The following is a 21,315-nucleotide window of genomic DNA, read 5'->3' as shown; positions in this document are numbered from 1 at the left end:
AAACAGAGGATAACAAAATGCCCACGACTAACCACAACGCGCCCCCGGCCGGAGTGCCGACATCCCAGCAGGAGCAGTTTTTGCAGCCAGCACCCGCCGCTGTACCGGCTACCGACGCGCGACTGATCGGCCCCGCGGTCTCACCGAAGTCCTTTGTGGCTACCTGGCTTTTCGCCTGGCTGCTCGGCATCTTCGGCGTGGACCGCTTCTACCTCGGCAAGGTCGGCTCAGGCATCGCGAAACTGGTGACGTTCGGCGGCTTAGGAATCTGGTGGCTGGTCGATCTCATCCTCGTTCTCGCCAAGGGCCGCGACAAGCAGGGACTTCGGCTTGCCGGGTACGACCAGTACAAGAAGATCGCCTGGATCATCACCGGCGCGGTAACCGTTCTGTCGATGATCGTCTCGGGAATCAACGCGAGCAATGCACCGAGTGATGCCCCAGCGGCCGTGGCTCCGGTCGCCGATTCGGCGGCCGAACCGGCCGTGGAGGAGCCCGCCGTTGAAGAGCCGGTCGTTGAAGCGGCACCGGTCGACACCGTGCAGACCTGGGCCGACGACGCCTTCGGCACCTTCGCGGTCATCACCCAGACCGGCGCCGGCGACAACCTCATCACTCTGCCGGCCGGCGCCACTGCCGGAATCGTCGCTGCAACCCACGACGGTACGAGAAACTTCTCAATTTCCGTTCTCGACGCGAATAACGCCTCCACGGGGCAACTGCTCGTGAACACGATCGGCGCCTACAGCGGTACGACCGAGTACGGCTTCAGTTCGTTCGGTGAAGACACGACCCTGCAGATCACGGCCGACGGAAACTGGAGCCTGACCATCGCACCCATCTCTACGGCACCCGCGCTCGTCGCATCCGGTGCCGGCGACGGCGTCTATCTCTTCGACGGCTCCGCCGGCAAGCTCACAGCTACGCACGACGGCTCGAGAAACTTCTCGATCGTTGAGGAGACCGACGAGGCGTTCAACATGGGGCTGCTCGTCAACGAAATCGGCGCCTACTCGGGAACGGTGCCGCTCAGCTCAGGCCCTTCGGCAATCGTCGTGAGCGCCGACGGTAACTGGACGCTGCTCGCCGAATAAGAGCACGGGGGGCCAGGTTCTTCGGGCCTGTCCCCCGCTTCTCGTGTATTTATAACCGGAATATCTGGGTCACCCCATCGATTCCGCCATCGCCCACAAAATCAATTCGGCGTCGACGAAAACGAACCGGAACCGAGCGCCAGCCGTTCGCCGCCAAGATCGTCGACGGCGGAGTTAAAACCTTCGGGTGACCAGTAATTCCGAAAGCACTCGCCGCGAACCCTGCTGCCGGTTCACGGTCGGCACTCAGGCTGCGCCAGAGCGATTTCGGCAGCTCCGCATTCCGAGCGCCAGATCTTAAACCTCTGCTGCATCTTTCATGGTCGCGAGGGAATTCTTTCGTATAGAAAGAATAATGTTTGCACCACGCATTATGGGGGTTTATGGTCGCTACTTGACCTAGAAAAATGGAGATAGTTAGATGTGGGTTATTCAATGTCAAAGATGATTTGTATCTTATGAATGTCGCAGTTTCGACGTCAACCCTGGGGGGACCGTATGGAAGAGCTTAGACAACTTCAGGAACGGGAAGGGCAGTGGCGAGAACGCCTTGTCGGCACCGCCTTGGTAATGGAAGCCAATGTCGACCACAATCAAGCGTTAGAATCCTTCCGCTGGCTGGGGAACAGATACCGCAATTGTGACACCCGCGGCGAGCGAAAGGATCTCCTGGCACTGTTTCGAGCGAGCTTCCTCATCGGACTCACGGCAGTGGGCGGACGCGACTATGACGAAGGAACCCTCTGGCCACACGTCAGCACGGCATTCGGCGTGACTTTGACTCAAGGTGACGTCGACCTCGTCTCGGCAAGATACAAAGACATACTCAACGACTATGGTCTCCGCCGATTCACTACCCCGATGGCCAACATTGGTGAGATCCTCATGCACGCAGGGGTGCCGATCGGGAGTCTCGAAGGATTTCTTCGTTTGCTGGTCAAACAAGATCGACGGGGTTCCGGAACTAGCGGCGCCCTGTTCGCTGCATGGGCACAGTCCCAAAACCGGCAATCTGCTTCTATGGTCGGGCTCGACGCACCAACGTGGCGCTTCCTTCGCGAAGGAGGCGAAATCGCAGAGGATTTCGTTGACCGCTGTCTCGCCGCGTTTGATGCGGCAACAACCGGAACCGTACCTCAAGATTTTGGGCTCGACCGCCATGTTGTAGACGAGATTGGGCGCCTTGTGGGGACTGGGGCCCTCGTCCGCCCAGTTGCTCGCGGGACGAGGTCTCGCGACATTTCATACATCCCAACTCTTACCTGGGATGGTGCGGCACGCGGAGTCGCGATCGTGCTGCCCGCACTGGAAGTGATTCTCGAGGAAACCGTGCGCTGGACTTTGACTTCGGAAGGTCAATCTGCGTCGTATTCCGCGCAGCCCCCCTGGCCGGGAGTCGCCGCGACGACGATTGTTCATTCGCTTCCTCGTCCGACAAAGGCCGTGTCGGTGCGAGCGCGACCCGGCGAGCAGGAATGGGATGTGGTCGTTGTCGATCCAGACGATCCCATGCTGATATTCGACGCATCCAACGGTGCGATCATCCCCGCGCGCAACTCGCTGCCGCGTGACCGCGTTGTCATCGGTGTGCCACGAATCGAAGGCCAAGACCCTGAGGGGCTCTTGGAGTTCGACAGCGCAGGTGCGACAATCACCCGTCACGAGTCGCCATTTGGTTGGGAGTCCTGGTCGTTCGCCACAGTCGACCTCACACACGTCAACCGGGTTCGTCGTGGGGAAGACCGATGGCGTTTCGTTTCGACATCGACACGACCTCAGGTGACCTACCCTGCGACGCTTTGTGGCTCCGCGACGGTCGACGGACTGCCCATCTTCACCGATCTGCCACTAGTTACCGTCCCCGCCGCGGATGCGGCGAGCGCCCAATCTCTCGCCTGGTCCATTTCTCTGACCGAGGAGGTGACGGGTCGGGTGTTGTGGAAGGAGGAAGTCAGTCCTAAGAGTGATCCACAGAATATTGCGCTCTGGCCTGAACGAAGTGCTCCGTTGCTGGGCAAGTACGTGATTGTTGTGCGCGGTGCACTCGGACGGGGTATCACCCGTCGAGTCTCGATCGCTGAGGGTTGGAAAGCGACAATTGAACCGTCTTTCAGATATTTGACGCCCGAGGCGAACGGGATGGAGGCCGGATCGGTGACGTTGGTCAGCGCGGGTGAGACCGTCCAAATCGTGACGCTTGATCGCAGCACCGCCTCAGCACACACGACACTGCAGGACCGGACGGGAACACTTGAGGCAACAGTTCGCTTGCCACACATGAGCATCGCAGTTTCGCACGGTGAATCATTGCCGGTCGTCACGTTGCGACCACAGTCCATCGATGTCGAATCCCTAGACAACACGCAACTGCGAGTTCTTGTTCCTGTCGGGTTGCGCGCGACGCTGGGATTAGTTGCCGCAGGCCGTGTCGAGCAAACGATTGACGGTGGCATCTCTAGCCCGCGCGGTTACGTCAACTTCAATCTCGGACAGTTTGCCGACACAGGACGTTCCGTCCGCTCAGCGCTGTTACAGCTACGCATCGGTGATCGTTCCCTTCCCGTGGGGACCCTTCGGCCACGGAAACTGGCGGACGAGATCCACTTCGATGCGGAGGCACACGTTCTAAATATCTCGCCAGGGGCATCTGCTGGGCTTACAGCGGCCATCTATCCCAAGTATTCTCCTTGGGAAGCGCCCACGGTGGTGAGCTTCGCTACCGGTGCCAATTCAGTTGATCTCCCGCGGGCGGCCACCGACGTTGGTGAAGCAACCATCTTGTTCCGCATTGACGACCCATGGTCTCCATCGCCGTGGCCCGCCTACCCACACCGAAACGACCCAAACCTATTCGCGCTGCCTCTGCTTCCTCTCCGCGATGCAGATGGCTCTCCGGAAGTTGGATTCGCACGCTGGCTCGCAGGACTGGGTGACATACCCACCACATCAAGCGCCCTCCCCTTAGCCGCCAAAATCCTGTCACTTCTCGGAACCTTTGAGTGCACACGCCCATACAAGAAGCTCAGATCCGCACTGTCGGCTTTGTTCGAGGCTCATCCGGCACTCTTCATCGATACCGTGATGCACGCCCCGCTTGCGCCCTCTGTACTCATGCGGTTGGTCGTAGACAGTAATCTCGCTGCCAAGGGCAGCGAGATTCCGCCGCCGGTTCCCGGCAGCTGGCCGCTGAACTCGTTCCTGGGACTAATCGGCGATTACGAAGGCACGCAGAAGGATTCGGACCCCGAGTTCATCAGGAACTTGGAGAATTTTGCCGGCAGCACCGCTCTTACCGTGCTTGATACCGGCATTGATCCGGACGCGCGAATCGGTCGATTCGATGACAACACTCGTATTCTTCACACGTTCCCAGAAGACCGCTTGGAACAGATCTGGGCAGCCGCGAGCGCCATCCCAGGTCGCCTGTTGCAGAAGGACACTCGATTGATCGCAGCCCGCCAGCTGTTCGATGCCCGTAATTCCCGCACACTTCGTGACCTCGCGGATTCGTCGGCAAGTATTTTGACTCGAACGACCACCGCAATTCACGGGGTATTCGGACCGGAAGGAGTGCTACCCGTTGAAGCTCGAATCGGTAGTGATGGCTGGCGGAACCTCCCTGCGCTTTCTATGGCTTTTGCCATCGTGGCCCGCTTGGCAGCGCGAGATCTGGGTAGCACGCGTGGAATCTTTGCGTCAATCTGCGGCCCGTATGCGCAACTGGCTGAGGCAGCGCCCGCCTTCGTGGAACAAGACCTTGTTATCGCTGAATTGTGGATCATGAACTGGAGAAACGAATGGACGCGATAGATCCGATTGCCGTCAGTGCAAATATTGCCGAGGACTATCGTCGGTACCTGTCATCACTCATCTCACCTCAGGATCCAAGGCTCGCTGACGGCCTTCGAAAAGCGATAGCGGCAGCCGCAACCGACGGGCTCACCAAAGGCCCATTCCTAGAAATCACCCCTCCGTATGCGACCGGTGCCACCGTCCGCGAGCTCATTGACCAGGGTGTTCTGACCGAACGGTTCTCCCGATTTGGTTCCTCAGCCTTCCCATTGGACAGGCCGGTCTATAAGCATCAAGAAACCGCGATCCGACAGATCACAACAGGCAGCAACGCTATCGTCGCCACGGGAACCGGTTCCGGTAAGACTGAGAGCTTCCTGATTCCAATACTGAACCATTTGCAGGTCCAAGAGACCGCCGGCGGTCTTACGGCCGGTGTTCGCGCGCTCTTACTTTATCCGATGAACGCGCTGGCGAATGACCAACTGAAGCGCCTACGCGAGATGCTGGCGGACACCCCGGAGATCACATTCGGGAGGTATACCGGGGAGACACTCGAAGACGCGGGCCGGGCTGAAAAGAAGTTCAAGGCCCTGAACCCGGGAGTAAAGAGGCTTCCCAATGAGCTTCTGAGTCGTGAAGAAATGCGTGCCACCCCGCCCCATCTTCTGCTCACCAACTACGCCATGCTTGAATATCTGCTGCTAAGACCCAAGGACATGGATCTCTTCGAGAGCGGTGATGACACGTGGAAGTTCCTCGTTGTCGACGAGGCGCACGTCTACGACGGCGCTACCGGAGCAGAAGTCGCTTTCCTCATTCGACGACTACGGGAGCGCGTTAGCTCGTCGGCTCAGATTCAATACATTGCCACCAGCGCCGCGGTGGGGAACGACTTGGACCGCGCTGCTCACTTCGCTGCGACCCTCTTCGGATCACCCTTTTCTGGACCGACTGACGTCATCACGGCTACACGCCTTCCCTGGGGTGCCAAGCAAACATGGGGTCGTCTGACCACTTCTGATCTCTCTAACCGTTTCAGCGATGAAGACTTGATCGATGCAGGACAACTCCGCGGTTCTACCGCCACGACGCTCCACGACACCCTAGCCGGCGACACCACCCTTACTGAGGCTGTGCGGCTCGCCTCCGAGAAGCCGAGAACATTGAACGAGGTCCTAAATCGGGTCGGCGCAGATGCCGATATCACCGTCGCGGGGCTGAGAGACCTTGTATCGATGGCCGCCCGGTCGGTCGACACTAACGGCGTGCCATTGCTCTCAGCCAAGTACCACCTCTTCGCTCGGGCAACAGAAGGTGCTTTCACCTGCCTTTCACCCGCTGGGCCCCACGTCAGCTTGGCCCGTCAGGAGCGGTGCATCGAATGCTCCTGGTCGGTCTTTGAAATCGCTGCGTGTCAGAAATGCGGCGGCACATACTTCGCTGGAACTATCAAGAATGACGGTGGGCGCCGATACTTCACTCCCAAAACATCACTGACTGAGTCACTCCTCTGGCTTTCCATCGACCTATCAGATGGCACGTTGACGGAGGGACCTTTAGAAGACGAAGACGATGTCGTTCTGGACAACGACACTGTGGCTGCAGCTCAATCTGAATGCATCACTCTGTGCGGTAAATGCGGTCTGCTCGACCCCAACGGTGCTTCATCCTGCACTAACCCCGCCTGCGACAATGGGGCAATGACCCGCGTGCTGCGCGTGAACCATGCTGGAGCCGTGGTCAAGAAGTGCTTGCAGTGTGGTGCACAGGGCGAGCGCACTATTCGCCGGTTCGAGAGCGGTAACGACGCTTCCGTGAGTGTGCTGACGACCAGCCTCTATCAGGCAATGCCAGCCGCCTCAATCGATGATCAAGGCGACCGCCCGGGAGGCGGGCGAAAACTGCTGGTCTTTAGCGACAGCAGGCAACAGGCAGCATACTTCGCCCCTTACTTGGAACGAACATACGGGCGTTTAACCCAACGCCGCCTCCTTTTTGGGGCGGTGGGTCGCACCTACTTTGAAGGAGTTCACGGGGCTGCATCCGATATCGCCAGGGTCACGCGCCGGCTAGCCGACGATGCAGCGTTCTTTGCGGCAACGGACACGCCGCTCAGCAGGCAAACCGAAGTAGAGACCTGGTTACAACGAGAACTGGCCGGTCTCGACGAGCGAATCTCGCTCGAGGGCGTCGGACTCGTCGCCTGGTCTATGAAACCACCAACCGACATGTCCTTTCTTGCACCACTGCGGTCCCTCGGCTTCTCGGATGAAGAAGCCATCGACCTGTTGCAGGAACTCGTTCGAACTCTCCGCACCCAAGGGGCACTCAGCGCACAACCCAACGTGAATCTCAAAGACGAAGCATTTGAACCGCGGCTCGGACCAATCTATGTGCGAGGTATCGGTTCAGATAGTAAAAGAAAGGTGCTGAGCTGGGCGCCGACGTCAACCCGAAACCGAAGATCCGACTACCTGCGCAAGGTTTTCGAGGCTCGCGCCTTGGATATCAATCGCTTAGATTCGATCCTCTCGGGTATCTGGAGAATGCTTGAGCGCCGCGATGGCCCACTCTCGCATTGGCTGAGTACCAGCCCTCAAGGCGCCTTAGGCATGGTTTATCAGCTCAATATTCAATCGGTGCAGGGTGCGACCCTCGATACGAAATCGAAACTGTTCAAGTGCAACCAATGCACTCGTATAACCCATCGTTCAGTGGTTGGGGTGTGCTCCGCCTATCGATGCGACGGGACCCTTGAGGCGTGGGCTCTTCCGGAAGAAACATCAGACGACAGTCACTACCGCGCACTGTATCGAAGCCTCAAGCCAATTCCACTCAAAGCGATGGAACATACTGCACAATGGTCAAGCGACAGAGCCGCCGAAATTCAGCAGGATTTCATTCTGGGCAAAACAAATGTGCTCTCCTGCTCCACAACGTTTGAACTCGGCGTCGACGTTGGAGATTTGCAGTCGGTGATGCTGAAGAATGTGCCACCGACTGTCGGAAATTATGTTCAACGCGCCGGCCGTGCAGGCCGCCGCACGGATAGCGCTGCCCTTGTCGTGACCTTCGCTCAGCGCCGGTCTCACGACCTCACCAGCTATGCAGACCCCGCCATGATTATTGCAGGAACGGTCCGGCCTCCCGTCGTTCCAATCGACAACCCCCGCATCGCTCAACGCCACCTGTTTTCAATCGCTTTTGCGGCGTTCTTCCGCCAGCAATTCGTCTACTCCGGCTCAGTCTTTCCAAGCGTCGAGAGCTTCTTCGAACGGAATGACGCGGGAGTAACCCCGGCTTCGCTCATGGAACCATGGCTCCGGTCCAAACCGAACGCGGTCGTTAAGGCAGTCGCTGAGGTCATCGATTCAGCTATCGCCGGGGCTAACGAGCTGCAATGGGCCGAGTGGACTCAGGAACTCTTCGACCTCCTCACCCTGGTTAGCGGCGACCACTCGGAGGAGATGGCGCTTTACCAAGCTGCTATCGACGCCGCTTACGCAGACAAGCACGGCGGCTACGGCGACAAACTCGACCGCACCAGGAAAACTCTCCAGAAGATGAATCTGCTCGGGTTCCTAGCCAATCGAAACCTACTGCCAAAGTACGGTTTCCCCGTTGACACAGTGGGCATGCGCACGAACGCAAGCGGCACAGAAGTCGCCACCCAGCTGGATCTCACCCGCGACCTCTCCCAAGCCATCTTTGAGTACGCCCCAGGCGCAACGCTCGTGGCCGGTGGTTATTTATGGCGATCCGTCGGCGTAGCGCGGCGGGCCGGCAAAGAAAACCAAAGCAAACATTTCAGGATTTGTCAGTCCTGCGACCGATACTCGGAAACTCTGGAACGGGATGAACTACCCTGCGCGGAATGCGGTGCCGCACCAACAGGAATGCCCAACAAATACATAGAACCTCGATTTGGCTTCCTCGGGGACGGGGGCATTCAGCGACCGGGCGACAGCCCGCCGCGAGTGAGCTGGCGCGGTGAAACACGGTTGGCATCCGACGGAACCGTCGCCGACACTCTGACGGGCTCCTTCCCCGGGGGTGACGTAACCTCGACGACCCTGGAAAGAGCTTTTATGGTCAGAATCAACACCGGCATTACCGACAGCGGCTTTTATCTCTGCAACTTCTGCGGATACGGCATCGACGCCAGCGGTACTTGGCCGCCAAGCCACAGCAACCCGATGAATGCCAAAACCTGCACGGGAGGTTATTCGAAACAGTCCCTGGCGCACAAATTTCAGACCGATGTCGCCCGATTTGAATTTCCCTTCAGTTGGGGAGGTACCGCGGACGCCCCGTTTGTCGCCCGGTCCGTCATGTACGCTCTCCTCAATGGCGCGGCTAACGCACTACAAATCTCGCCCAGCAACATTGATGCAACCATCACGCAACTGTCTTCGAGCAAGGCCACAATCAACATCGTCGATACGGTGCCAGGAGGTGCCGGGTATGCGAAGCTAATTGCAAAATCAATCGTTCAAGTACTGACCACGGCCCTCGACATTGTTACTCGATGCGAATGTGGCGAGGAAACAAGTTGCTATATGTGTCTGCGCAGCTATTCAAACCAACGTTTCCACGATGACCTGTCACGTGGGCTCGCAAAAACCTTCCTAGAGCGAGTGCTGCTGAGCTCATCCGAAGCCTCAGGTGAGTCGGACGCGTCCGAACTTGATGCTTCGACTTCGGATGACTTCAATAGCTGGGACGAGGCGATCCTCTTGGGCAAGGAAGACATCGGGGACCTGGCAATTCTGCTCCAACGACTCGACCTGCCCGTCCCAGTTGTTGGTGCAGATATCGGACCCGAAAATCAATGGACGACCGAGTTGTCGTGGCCCGGCACCAAGACATGCGTTGTGACTGACCTTGACTCCGAACGAGACTCATGGCTCGCTGAACAGGGGTGGCAAACGTTTCGTGCCGGAGCCGGCGACGACCTCGAGAACCTCGCCACTGCCCTCGCGACCTCTGTACTTCCATAATGTGCGGGCCACGTGCACGTTGAAATTTGTTTATGCCGACCGAAAATAGGGCCAGTTTCAGCCAAAATTGGGGCCGGGGTCATCTTGAGGAAAGCGCGGGTGTACTCGGCGGCCAGCTGAATGTCCGAAGGATGATCATCAATATCAATGCCGATGCACTTAGCTCGCAGGACGAGAAACGGGGCCGTGCCGCAAGGCGAATAGGAGTTGTGATGAAATGACAGGTGCAGACAGCACACTTTCCAACGGTCAAAGATTTCTCGATGCATTCAATGGCATCGAGCGAATACTCCGGTCCCGAAATGGCGCGGACGGCAGACCAGGTTTCGTCGAACTCGTCCGAACGTCGAAAGACCTCGTTCCACGGCAACGAAACTTGCTCCGAGATTACGCGGACTTGCGAAACGCAATCGTCCACACGTCGAGTCTCAACGGTCAGCTTATTGCTGACCCTCGTGACGACGCCGTTCGCACAATCGAAGGGCAAATGGAGCTCATTGAGCGGCCGCCCAAAGTATTGGATGCACTCCACCTTCTCCCGCCACATGTCTTCCAGGCCTCGGACAGCATTATCGCTTTCCTGAACATTGTGAAACCTCCGACGTATTTCTCACAAGCTCCCGTAGCCGCGTCGGATAGGCGGATCGAGTTGGTGACGACGAATGCCGTGGCGCGATGGATTGCCGAATCGTGGGAATCGCCCCACGGCGTCATCTTGGAAGAGTCCTCGATTGCCCAGATCCTCGAATTCAAGGAGCCAAGCGACCGGGTAGAGATCCGCGCCCGAGATTTAAAAGTTGTCGAGGCATGGCGAATTTTCAGTGGGGAAGCGGGAGATCCGCCCGCGGCAATCTTGATCACCCATAGTGGTAGGGACACAGAGACACCTTTAGGCCTTTGTGTTCCCGCCGATTTACCAGCGATGCTGAACGCGCTCAAAGTCTGAGCTGGCATTCCAGAACGTGGCAGAAATCACGGATGCCTTCTGCCATCGCTTCCCACGAACCGCCGATGTCATATGAGTAGTTATCGGCGCTTGCGCTGCAGGGGTTGGGTTGCTGATTGGGTGAAGCGCGCGAACCAAATCCGACGTCCGAAAAGATGGCTCCTGTTCTTGAGCAGGGGCTGTCAACGCCGCGGCGCGATCCTTGGATGTACTACCGCCTCACGTAGACCGGCCTCAGACGCGGCGGTTTGGGGAGGTTGGCCGTCGCCACCGGCCAGACCATAACCGACATTATGGTGTGGCTTATCGCGCTGTCGAAGAGCCTGAAAGCGGCTAGTACCGCGCCGTTGGAGACAGAACCCTCCGCCGACCAAGACCGCCGTTGAGCGAGATTTCACCGCCGATGAGCTCATCTATGCAGCGGGGAGAAGCACTTCCGTAATGGCGCCCGCTGCTCCCGACGGTCGGATCCGAAGCGTGGGCACATAAATCGGCCGGAAGTCCGCCGCTTCATCATCGAAGACGTCATCCCATTCATACACAACCGTGGTGAGCGTGTTCGACAGTCGTCCGAGAAGTACAGCAATGGGGAATGGACACCTCAGCAGCAGGTGAACTTCTGCGTTGGAGTGAGCGCCGGAAAGCTCGCGCATCTGGGCCATGATCGATGCTGCAAGATCGCCAGCCTGTCCCGGATTCAGGAGCGTTTCTCGTGAATTTGGCTCAATGTGAACCCAGGCGTGGAATGAGCTTTGATGCTCTTCGAGGAACCGCTCGAATGCCGCCGGACTGGGTTGCGACAGCAGGTCGACATAGACCGCAACTCGCGGCCGGTTTGTATTCGGAGGCTTGACCGGATTCACCACGGCGGGCCGGGTTGCGAGGGCCAGACCGTTCTGGATGCTCTCGCTCGTGCTTTTCCAGGACTCATCCCGCTGATCGATGATTTCAATCTCACCGACTCGCGATGAGGGCAGAGCTGCACCGATTGAGTACGCAATTGACAAGTGTGCTCCGCCGCGAATTTGGACGCTAGGTGCGCCGGCTCTCACTACTGCGTCCGGCAGGAAAGCGAGCGTGTCCTGCAAATCGCGAAGTCCCTGAGGGCTGGGCAACTTCTCGTGTAACGAACGCCTCAGTCGAATGTCGAGTTGACCGCCCGTGCGGTCCAGTGACTGGGCCATGTTACGAGTTTGAACGGACAGGCTGAATCTGCCCTGCGTAGCGACGAGGGTGCGATGTAGAGCCATCCGATGCCAGAGGAGCTTCTTCGCCAAGGTAAGAAGGCCTTCGCGGTTTGACGTTTGCTGGTCAACACCCTTTAGCGTCCCGGCCTGCTTGGCGAGCAACCGATCCGGCGCGGCGTAGTCGATCTGATCGTTCACGAGGAGATCGTTGGCGATCGCCAGTGCGAATGCAGAGTCTTTCTTGTGGAGTTCGATGAGAAGCGGAGATTCGGTGAACTTCACGACCTCGCTGTTCGCGACGTCCTCCGTGACGATCAGCACCGCTCCGGAGAGACCGTCTGCGATTGCCTGTTTCAGGCGCTCGATGGTGTCCCCGGGAGGCAGGTCGTCTTGGTCCCGCCAGACAGGTATCCCCGCTGCTCGAAGAATCCACGCCAGTTCTGTCGTAATCAGCGTGCCGTCGCACTGCCGGTAAGAGAGGAACACGGGGTCCGACGGATTGAGTTCAGTTGCTTCGAGCTGAGTCATTGGATGTCCTATCTGCTCGCTGTTTCATCTCAGCCGGTTCGGAGCAGAGCTGAACTGAGTTGCGGTGTGTTGTTGATGGTCCGCGCAACGGCCCTCCAGGTACTGGAGGTGGGCGGTGAAGGACTGCGGCGTCAGCCATGGTCTATGTCTGTATAGTCGGAGACCGTGATCGATTTTAGTGACTCCTCGTAGACGTTCAGGTCAACTGCAAGTGCGGTGCCCGTGGCTTGCAGGCGGCGAAACAGCCTCATTGCGAATGAGATCAGTTGAACGCCGGGTTCGCTGAACGTCAGTCCTGGGGTGAGCAGTTCGCTCGTGGTTAATGCAGGAACGTAGTCGAATGCCACGTCGTTGAGTGCCAGCCCGAGGTCCAGGTGTCGGTCTCCGCTGTGCTTCGTGATGTTGCTGCGACCCGCGTCGGACGCCACGCCGTCTTTCCATGACGTCCGGAGGGCGACGATGCCTCCGATGATTGGACGGTCAGCTGGCGCGGGACCTGTCTGGGTGCCGTAGATGTCAACGATGGAAGCGGAGGTTCGGTGAAGGGTTCGGACGCTTTCGATCTTCTGGGCTGCGTATTTGAGGTAATTGGCGTTGATCTCCTGTTTCACCTCGAGTGCCGCGTACATGCTCTCGACTGGAACGTAGCGGTTGCCAGCTGCTTCGAACCAAAGAGGTGAGTATTGGCGGTCGTAGATGGCTAGGTCGATCTGTTCGCTCCGGCCGCCCTGGGCGTCGAGGGCGAAGATCGGGCCGACCTCGTATCGGCCCGGCAGGAAGGATCTAAGCATTTTGACCCAGTTTGCTTCGGAGGCATCGCCGATCGCCGTTGGATGAGTGGTGAACTCCAGCGGTACCTCAAGCTCAGCGGACATGGCCTTCTGGCGCTGCAGAAACGCGCGCTTGAGATCAAATTTGGTGTCAGCCTTCTTACTCACTTTTGGTCCTCTCGACGGTGATCGTTTTCTGCGTTCGGATCATTACCCGGTCACCACTGCGCCCCGCCCAGGCAATGTGGGCAGTGCTTGCGAAGCCGTCTGTCGCAAGCACCACAAATGCGAGCGGCGCGGACGTGGCAGCAGCACTGGCACCGAAAGTCTCGATGTCTGTTCCGCTCGGAGGCGCGAGTGCCGGGTGGGTGTGCCACGCGCCGACATACCCTTCCAGAGGGTTGGACGTCATTCGCAAGTGGTGCTTCAGTACCTTGGTGGCCTTCTTCGCGTCAATATCAAACCGGTTGGTCCTGGGGTTCGGCGTGCCGAGTTGAATCCACGCACGAACGACCACGTTTTCCCCGTCTCGCCATCCAATCAAAAGACCACCGGTTTCATAGGGCAGGGCGGTTGTTGCTGCGTTACTGAGCGCCTTTATGACGTCTGCGGAGATATCCACCTTCGCCTCAGCGCGGAGGTCAGTCATTGTTGCTCGCGGCACTCGGAGTTCGCGTTCCCAGCGTCGTCGACAAGCATTGCTGTCGCGATCCGGCAGGCCATGGCTGCGACTTCCATGACGGCGAATGGGGGCGTAGCCGAGACGGGATCTCCGCACCCTGATTCGACACCGTCTGAAGCGGCCGGCGCCATTTCCTGTGGGATGAACCGCGCCTCTATCGCACACGGCAGTACCTCGATGACTTTCGACCGACCTTGATTCGCCAGGTAGACGGAAAGGATCGACTTGCCGGAGACCCGTCCCGCTTCGGCAAGGAGCTGGGTGACGACCTCGTTGGCCGTCGCGTCGATGACCAGGTCTGAAGATTCGACAAGTTGCATCGCGGATGCGAGGGAGTCTACCCTGGCGGCCAGAGCTATGGCCGACGCGCCCAGGGTCTCTGCCATCGCCTCCGCCTTCGGTTTGCCCACGAGAGAGACGCTGGCGGCGTGGCGGACGAGGTTGCCTGGTCTAAGTTGGTCCCCATCGACGAGAAGAAGACGGCCCATGCCCGATCGGAAAAGACCTTCTGCGATGAAGGAGCCGATAGCGCCGACGCCGACGATGGTTACAGATTTCTCGCGAAGCTGCGAGCTCTGGAACCCAGCGCGAAGAGCCATCGTTTCTGGACTTCGTGACGCACAGCTCACCGATCTGAACTGGAGCTCTTGGCTCGAGCCTCCCGGAACGGGGACGAGGCCCAGCACTCCTCTTTGGCCATCGCGGGTGTACCGCAGGAGCAAGACATCTGCTCGACGCTCGCGTAGAGCTCCCTCGATGTCGGCGGAGTCCTTCAGATCTGCAGAGAGCTCCACCCACGATCGTGGCGGTGTCGCGACCTCACCGATGTCAACCGACCACCCGTAGAGGTGCTTATGGCTTTTCGGCCGCCTCCGTGGCGGCCACGAGGATCCTGATTGAACGAGGGTCGAAGGCCGTACTCGGTCGAACCGAAGCCAGTAGTTACCGTCCTCGGGCAGCTCATCGTGTACGAGAAGCGTGAAGCGTGTATTCGGTGTCCAGTACCTCTCGAGGTCAAGGTCGGGAAAGTCGCCGACCCAGCCGGCCGCGTCCTTCTCAAGCCAGCCGCGTATCTGGTCGAGTAAGGCGCCGTGGGCGAACCAGGGGAAGGCTCCTGGGCTGGTCTGTGAGTAGAGGCATAGCGAGCCGTCGGCGTTCTGGTGCCATGAGAGCGGCTTGTCATCTTCGATGAAGACCCGCGGCGGATGAGCCGGGTACGGGCAGCTGATTTCGACCCGCACACGCCAAATTTTGCTCCGGGTGGCAATCTCGCCCATCCACGAGTCTTGGTCGGTCTGTACGAAGCCGTGCGCCTCGAGCTCGTAAATGAGGTCATCGTGAGCAGATCGGAAGAACTCATCGACTTCCATCACGCGAACTTCTGATTTCCTCCCGCCACGGTACGGTCACCCGCCACTAGCCGCGACTTGGTGGTGCCGTCAAGGTTGCAGTCAGACGGAAGTGGATACACGACCTCGCCGTCGGAGTTCTCCCCGAGTAGCCGATGGAATGTCGCCTCAGCTGCACATCGCGCAGCGGTCCGTGCGCCCTCCGCGTCCGCTGCTGCTGCCCGGAATGCGTCCGCGGCGGTCGCCCATTCTTCGTCGGTCGCTCTAAACTCCAGGAGCTCGCCCGGGCGCGTCGGATCGGGGATCTCTGCCCCGTCGTGGACCTTCGCGTCGACGACCTGAGAAATCCCGTGGAGTGCACTGATGTAGAAGTCCCGTATGGTGTCGCCAGAGACGAGGCCGCGGGCGCACGCCGTGTACAGCGCCATCTCCACGAATAACCCACCAGGGTGATCGCCGATCAGGGTCCGCCGGGTCTGTCGGATGAGTTTCACACACGGGACATAAAGCTCCCCCATCTCAGCGTTCATCTGAGACGAAAGCTCAGTCAAGTTGTCGGGGTTCGTTTCCTGCCAACCAGAGCCCGGATCCTCGCTATCGGGAATCTCCCAGAACTCGCCCGTTGGCCGTGCAGGGACCGCGTCAACATGGAGGCCATTCCACGACGGGATTTCCACGCTCAATGACCGCGCCTGACGTGTGACGCTGTTGTCACCGTATTCGTCCGTGAGCACGCGAAAAAATTTGTCCAGTGCCTTCGTGCCTGGTACACCGTCCGGAATGCTCTCGAGCCGACAGAAGACGTCGACGTCCTTGATCCTCCGGATCGAGACCTGTCGCTTATAGGAGCCTATGAGGATTGAGTTGATACCCCATTCGCTCAGCAGCGGGTCCCGCGCCAGAACCTCACGGACCTCTAGGTGAGCTCGGCTGGCCGCATCCTTGTCGGCCTGCTGAGGTTCAACCGCGCTTTGTGCGGCTTCGAATCCGGTGGTCATTAATACTCCCTTGTTGACTGCACTGAACAATACGGCAGGGCACCGACATCACGAGGAATCTGGAAGTCGCGAATCAGCAGTCTGCGCCATGCTCGCAGTCTCCTCTTCTAAACGCACCACGTATCGATACTTTGGGGTGAGGCGATTGTTCGCGATACCTTCGACTCTGTGATGATCAGATCTGGCCTGCGTTGCCCGCGTTTCGGCGAGCAGCAGTGAGTATGCCGGGCGTAGCTCTTCGCGCAACAAAGGGTGGGGCCGATCGCAAGGGGACCAGATAGTGCATCACGTTGAAGGAGTGGCATTAAATGCCGCGGCCATGGCAGTCGAGTGGTCGGTAGTTGGCTGGGTCGTTACGGCCGTTCTAGCAACGGCGGCGATCATCGCCACGGTCATAGTGACTCGCCGTTTCGGCACGAGGAGGGCTGCCCTGACCTGGTTTTCCGAATCCACGCCTCTCATCTCACGTGTCGCCGAAGGATCGCAGTTGGAAGTCATGTACCGCGACATTCCGGTTCTCGATCCCGTCCTAATCACCGTCGTCTTCGTGAACTCCGGGCCGCGCGACATCACCTCGGACATGTTCGATGCCGGACGTCCGATTTCAGTCGGTATCGCGGCTCAGTTCTACGGCGTGACCAAGATTGAGGGCGGTGCGAAGATCGACGTTCCCGCGGTCGGCACGGAGCCAACCAGCGCGACTATTCGTGTCAATCCGCTCTTGTTAAAGAGGCGGCAATCTTGGTCGTTCAGCGTCGTCGTGTCGGGAGTCCCGGCCGTCACTCTGGATACCCCTCTGATTGACACGGATGTGAAAGAGATCGTGCCCCGTGACTGGCAGGGAACTATCTGGTCAACGTTCGCAGAAGTCTTCACGGGCATGGGTAGTCCGATAGCAGAAGTCGCTGCACTTCTGGTACCAGGACGGCGGACGAACCAAGGCTGACGCACGACTCGTAGTTCTGCATGAGGCTTGACTTGGCGCCGAAGTGCCTCCGGCATGCGCGCTCGCGGATCCGCCCGCGATCGTGGTCCGCTTACAGTCGTACGAAGTCCATCCGGTCAGCAACCCCGGAATCGCCGATTCCCTAGAAGTCGCCCCGCGCTTCCGGATTTCTTCCGACTTCACCGACACCTCGCCAGGTGAGATTTCCGAGCGGCACCAACGGTCCGCCGGGCATCGAGAGTCGCAGGTAAGTGTGAATAGGAGAGATTCCGCCGCGCCTGGATACTGACACTGTGTCTATTCCAAAAAAACATCACTTTGTACCGCAGATGCTTCTGCGCAACTTCACCGGTTCCGGAGGAAGCCTGCGCGTCTTCGCCATCGACCGAGATGCGACTTACACTTCCAAGACCCTCAGACTCGGTCATGTCAGAGGCGGACACGCGCGGCTACGTCCCGACGGGAGCCCTGATCGAGAGTTCTTCGAACATTGGATGTCCGACCTCGAAGGCGCCGCGGCGAACGAGATTGCCGCACTCGTGTCGTCGTCCCAACGAACGATCGACCTCGACGACTACCCCACACTGCCCTGGCTCGCGAGTCTGCAGCACAACCGCAGCCGTGCGCTGATGGGCTACCTCAAGTCGCGGCTCGAGGCGGAGGGGATGACCGGAACTGAACTCGAGATTCAAACAGCAATTCTCGACGTCACCGCGCGGCAAGTTCTCGGGGCGTGGGAAGCATCCAAGGAGGCGAATGGCGACCCGAAGGATCGCTGGGACTCGATGGTGGGAATCCTCACGCGCCTTCGCTGTGACGTCATGCGGTACGAAGAACCCCGGCTACTCATATCCGATGGGTTTGCGGCCCAGTACGGTGTCGCGCCGAAGCACGCCGACAAGTACGACTCCACAGGAAAGAACTGGGCAAAGCACGGAATCGGCGTACCCCAGCATCAAGCCGCTGCCTTCACGATCCCGCTCACGACGCAGGTGGCGCTCCACTTTCATGACGGGCGCCAACGCAAATACCTCTCCGCACAGCAGATAAACCAGCGAACAATTTACGCGGCTCGCTCGTTCGTTGCGATGCCGAGCGACTGGACACTCCCGCACGACCCCCTCGGCGACGTTGCGGGTTGGATCCAAACGCAGCGGTTTGTGAGATCAATGATTGCGAAAAATGCGTGAGTTGGCCTGGCGTCAGAGGAAACCCATCGCGTTCTTGGCGATACCGTCGAGCAACGACTCACCCTGTTTCGTGGTGACTCAAGTTCGATCGCGCTCAGGACCACCGTCTCATGGCGGAGGGTATGGCCGCGGCTGCGACCATGGAGCGGGCAATCCGGAGAAGACCCAGTCGAAGAGCTGTACCTGGGACTGCCCCGTCCACCACGATGCGACCATCGCTCCCGAGTTCCCCTCGGTCGTGTCAGCGACGGTGAAGAAGTAGGCCAAATGCGACGACAGTTTCAACCGTCGCTGACAGGTCGTCGAAGAACTCCAATTCAACCTGCGATGCGTTCGGCTCTCGACCGCATGCCGCCGCTAGTGGGAGGGAGTTACAAGGGAGACACCCCGTCCCCGAAGGTACGGACGAGGATGGTCCTGGCTAGTTCTTGCTGGAGCCTCATGGCTCGATCTGTTCAGTAGTACTTCTCCGGCTTGCTGTCGTGGCCACGAGTGGTTGGGGTCGGCGAGCTGTTGCGATACAAACTGAAGCCAGGGGCACGAGCACGAGGTCTGCATCACTCTGGACCGTGAGGTTCACCAAGACCTCCGCCGTCCCTCAGACGCCACGGCGGGGTTTGGCCCGGGGGGAGGCGGCTGCGTGCTGCCGAACGACCTCGACGTGCTTGCGGAGCGTGAACTTCATGAGGACTATCAAGTAGCCCGTCGCCGCGGCTGGCTCTTGATCGCCGCCTGAAAATGAGACAGCCCCGGCCGTGAAGGATTCACGGGTCAGGGCTGTATCGGGTCGGCCAGCCCACCATCTTGTCTCCCATGGAAAGGATCTTTCAAACCCAGGTCAGAGGCAGATATCGCCCTTCAGCGAAGTTGGAACATGTTGATCGCCGGTCTTGCCCATCCGCCAACGTGCTGCAATTGCCCGCCCAGGGATCTGCAAGATCCGCCAGTGCATCTGCAACCTGACAGTCGCCGGCCGGCCACCACTTGGCGGGTTTCGGACCTGCTGACATATCCGTCTTTATCGGTCGGATGGGAACGAAGGGGACGGGCAGCCACGGCTCCAGGCAGTTGCGGAGGGCGTCAGATGAAGCGTCATTGATGTCGCGGGAAACGCTTGAGTGGAATGTCATCTCCTCGCAAGTTTTGGGCTTGGTCGGTCAGCACCTGTGTGGTGAGCAGAGCGATGGCTGATTCCGCCGGAACGGGCTCAGCATCCGACACCATGGGCGCGGCGGACCCGGCAGCCCGGGCAGCAATAGGCTCAACCCAGATTTTCTCGAAGCATTTCACATTGTCGTCCAAGACGCGGCATGATCAAGACACAAAAGCTGTTCGGCAGAGCCCGAAAATTTGCACCTTAGATCAAATCTGTTCGGACCGCCCTGAAGCCTTGGAGCCCCAAAGATGACTGTACGCAGCACGACAGATTTGCTATCCGAGACATCGCGCGGTCGATCGTGGATGGGCAACTTCCTCGAATCAGATCGGGAAGCGGCCAAACTTTTACTTGATTCACTTTCCTTGGTCAAAGTTAGCGAAGCAAGGCCGGATCTATCGCGACTAATTTCGAACCGAATCAAAGACCTCGGCACACCGGTGTGGCTTTTGCCAGTCATGGCTAAGGAAGACATCGAGCACCATTTGAGGTCGCGGGACATGCCGATAGCGCCTCTTGTCCCTTTCGCTACGTTCGAGATTGGTGACGTAGGTTCGGTCATGCCCGGGAGTGAAGGATGGATCGGAAATCTAATCCGCACACTGGTCCGAGAATCGAACGGCGAGATGCCATTTGTGGGCGGCCCACACGCAACCAAGAAGCAGCTGAGGGATGAGCGCGTAAAAACCATCCTCCTCATCACGGACATCGTTGGGAGCGGTAAACAGGTGCTCGACTTCATCGACATCTTGCTCGCCAACAAAACGCTCAAGAGCTGGAAGTCATTTCAGTGGGTTCGCTTCGAAGTTGTGTCATATGTGGCCGCGCCTCAGGCCGAGCTGAAACTAGGACCTAAGCAGGTCGACCTCCACTTCGTCGTGCGTGAACCTACTATCGAGACCCGCCCCTGGACAGGCGCGCAAAAACGATCTGTGATCGCCCTGTGTAAGAAGTACGTGACGGAAGGTGTAGAGCCGCTTGGGTACGGCAGAAATGGAGGCCTGTTTGCTTTCCAAGAGAGTATTCCAAACACTCTCCCTTTCATCCTTTGGAGACCCGAGACCGAAGGCTGGCATGCCTTCTTCGACGATCGGGCTATGTCGATGGAGTTGGAAACAGAAGTATCGTCTCGACGCGTCGCCGTGAGACATCAACCTGCGGTCGCAAAGGCGGCGAACCAGCCACGACTGGGCGAGGCCCTAAGCCGTCAAATGACGCGTCGTGGCCGCGAAGTCCTATTGGCTCTCGCTCAATTGCTAACACCTGGCGGGTCGGAAGCCACCATCGAAGTCGCGCTCGATCTATCGAGTGTTGAGGCGAAGTCCCTGCTCAACTACATGGAAAAGAGTGGATGGATCGATGGCCATCTTGCCGTCACGTCGCTCGGGCGACGAGAGCTGGACTTGGGTAAGCGAAACACTAGGTCCGTGCTGCCACGCTCGCCCGCCAAGGACCACGGCGTCTACTATCCTTGGGGACACAGGTGAGAGGAAAGTTTTTTAGTCTAGAGATGAAGTCGTGACGTTGTCATGACTCGGTCGGTGAAAGCTCGATGATCCGCATTCGGATCGGGGTCATAGCAAACTATGACTTTCGGACTAGCTGTCGCAACGCGTGTACCTGCGGACAAACCGCCCCTACGGGGACTTCAGGCTCCCTTTGCCCGCACATCCC

The 21,315-nt window shown here is 58.8% G+C and carries 12 protein-coding genes; 7 read left to right on the top strand and 5 right to left on the bottom strand.

Annotation, left to right across the window (positions count from 1 at the left end):
• Nucleotides 1–17: 17 nt before the first annotated feature.
• From CXY72_RS05595 to CXY72_RS05580, 4 genes are all read left to right on the top strand, one after another.
• Complete coding sequence (locus tag CXY72_RS05595; protein ID WP_104126709.1) at nt 18–1,094, top strand: TM2 domain-containing protein; 1,077 nt, start codon at nt 18–20, stop codon at nt 1,092–1,094.
• A 1,449-nt stretch (nt 1,095–2,543) separates the two neighbouring features.
• On the top strand, nt 2,544–4,904 hold the full coding sequence (locus CXY72_RS05590) for a hypothetical protein (RefSeq protein WP_158252493.1): 2,361 nt from the start codon (nt 2,544–2,546) through the stop codon (nt 4,902–4,904).
• Nucleotides 4,868–9,889 (top strand): DEAD/DEAH box helicase, encoded by a 5,022-nt coding sequence (locus tag CXY72_RS05585; protein WP_146071077.1) that lies wholly within the window; start codon nt 4,868–4,870, stop codon nt 9,887–9,889. The genes CXY72_RS05590 and CXY72_RS05585 overlap by 37 nt, the downstream gene beginning before the upstream one ends.
• 217 nt (nt 9,890–10,106) lie before the next feature.
• Nucleotides 10,107–10,835, top strand: coding sequence for a hypothetical protein (locus CXY72_RS05580; RefSeq protein ID WP_146071076.1), 729 nt, complete (start codon nt 10,107–10,109; stop codon nt 10,833–10,835).
• A 413-nt stretch (nt 10,836–11,248) separates the two neighbouring features.
• On the opposite strand, the gene CXY72_RS05575 is transcribed toward CXY72_RS05580, so the two are convergent.
• The 5 genes from CXY72_RS05575 to CXY72_RS05555 form a co-directional block, all read right to left on the bottom strand.
• Nucleotides 11,249–12,550 carry an SAVED domain-containing protein gene (locus tag CXY72_RS05575; RefSeq protein WP_104126705.1) on the bottom strand — a complete coding sequence of 434 codons (1,302 nt, stop codon included), beginning with the start codon at nt 12,548–12,550 and terminating at the stop codon, nt 11,249–11,251.
• Between the two features lie 131 nt (nt 12,551–12,681).
• Complete coding sequence (locus tag CXY72_RS05570; protein ID WP_104126704.1) at nt 12,682–13,488, bottom strand: DUF6602 domain-containing protein; 807 nt, start codon at nt 13,486–13,488, stop codon at nt 12,682–12,684.
• Nucleotides 13,481–13,969, bottom strand: a complete 489-nt coding sequence (locus CXY72_RS05565) for a Mov34/MPN/PAD-1 family protein (RefSeq protein WP_104126703.1) — start codon at nt 13,967–13,969, stop codon at nt 13,481–13,483. Before CXY72_RS05565 ends, CXY72_RS05570 begins: the two co-directional genes overlap by 8 nt.
• Entirely contained in the window at nt 13,966–15,243 is a 1,278-nt protein-coding gene (locus tag CXY72_RS05560; protein ID WP_158252492.1) for a ThiF family adenylyltransferase, read from the bottom strand. The genes CXY72_RS05565 and CXY72_RS05560 overlap by 4 nt, the downstream gene beginning before the upstream one ends.
• A 128-nt stretch (nt 15,244–15,371) precedes the next feature.
• Nucleotides 15,372–16,349, bottom strand: a complete 978-nt coding sequence (locus CXY72_RS05555; protein WP_104126701.1) for a nucleotidyltransferase — start codon at nt 16,347–16,349, stop codon at nt 15,372–15,374.
• Nucleotides 16,350–16,647: 298 nt separating this feature from the next.
• Between CXY72_RS05555 and CXY72_RS05550 the strand changes: the two genes are divergently transcribed.
• The 3 genes from CXY72_RS05550 (at nt 16,648) to CXY72_RS05535 (ending at nt 21,128) form a co-directional block, all read left to right on the top strand.
• Nucleotides 16,648–17,295, top strand: coding sequence for a hypothetical protein (locus CXY72_RS05550; protein WP_146071074.1), 648 nt, complete (start codon nt 16,648–16,650; stop codon nt 17,293–17,295).
• 293 nt (nt 17,296–17,588) lie between these two features.
• A complete protein-coding gene (locus CXY72_RS05545; RefSeq protein WP_146071073.1) occupies nt 17,589–18,485 on the top strand; it encodes a DUF4238 domain-containing protein in 897 nt (298 codons plus the stop codon).
• A 1,404-nt stretch (nt 18,486–19,889) separates the two neighbouring features.
• Complete coding sequence (locus tag CXY72_RS05535; RefSeq protein WP_158252491.1) at nt 19,890–21,128, top strand: hypothetical protein; 1,239 nt, start codon at nt 19,890–19,892, stop codon at nt 21,126–21,128.
• Nucleotides 21,129–21,315 lie beyond the last annotated feature (187 nt).

The organism is Cryobacterium sp. Y57, assembly GCF_002929505.1.
GTDB lineage: Bacteria > Actinomycetota > Actinomycetes > Actinomycetales > Microbacteriaceae > Cryobacterium.
This window is presented reverse-complemented; position numbering and strand designations above follow the sequence as displayed.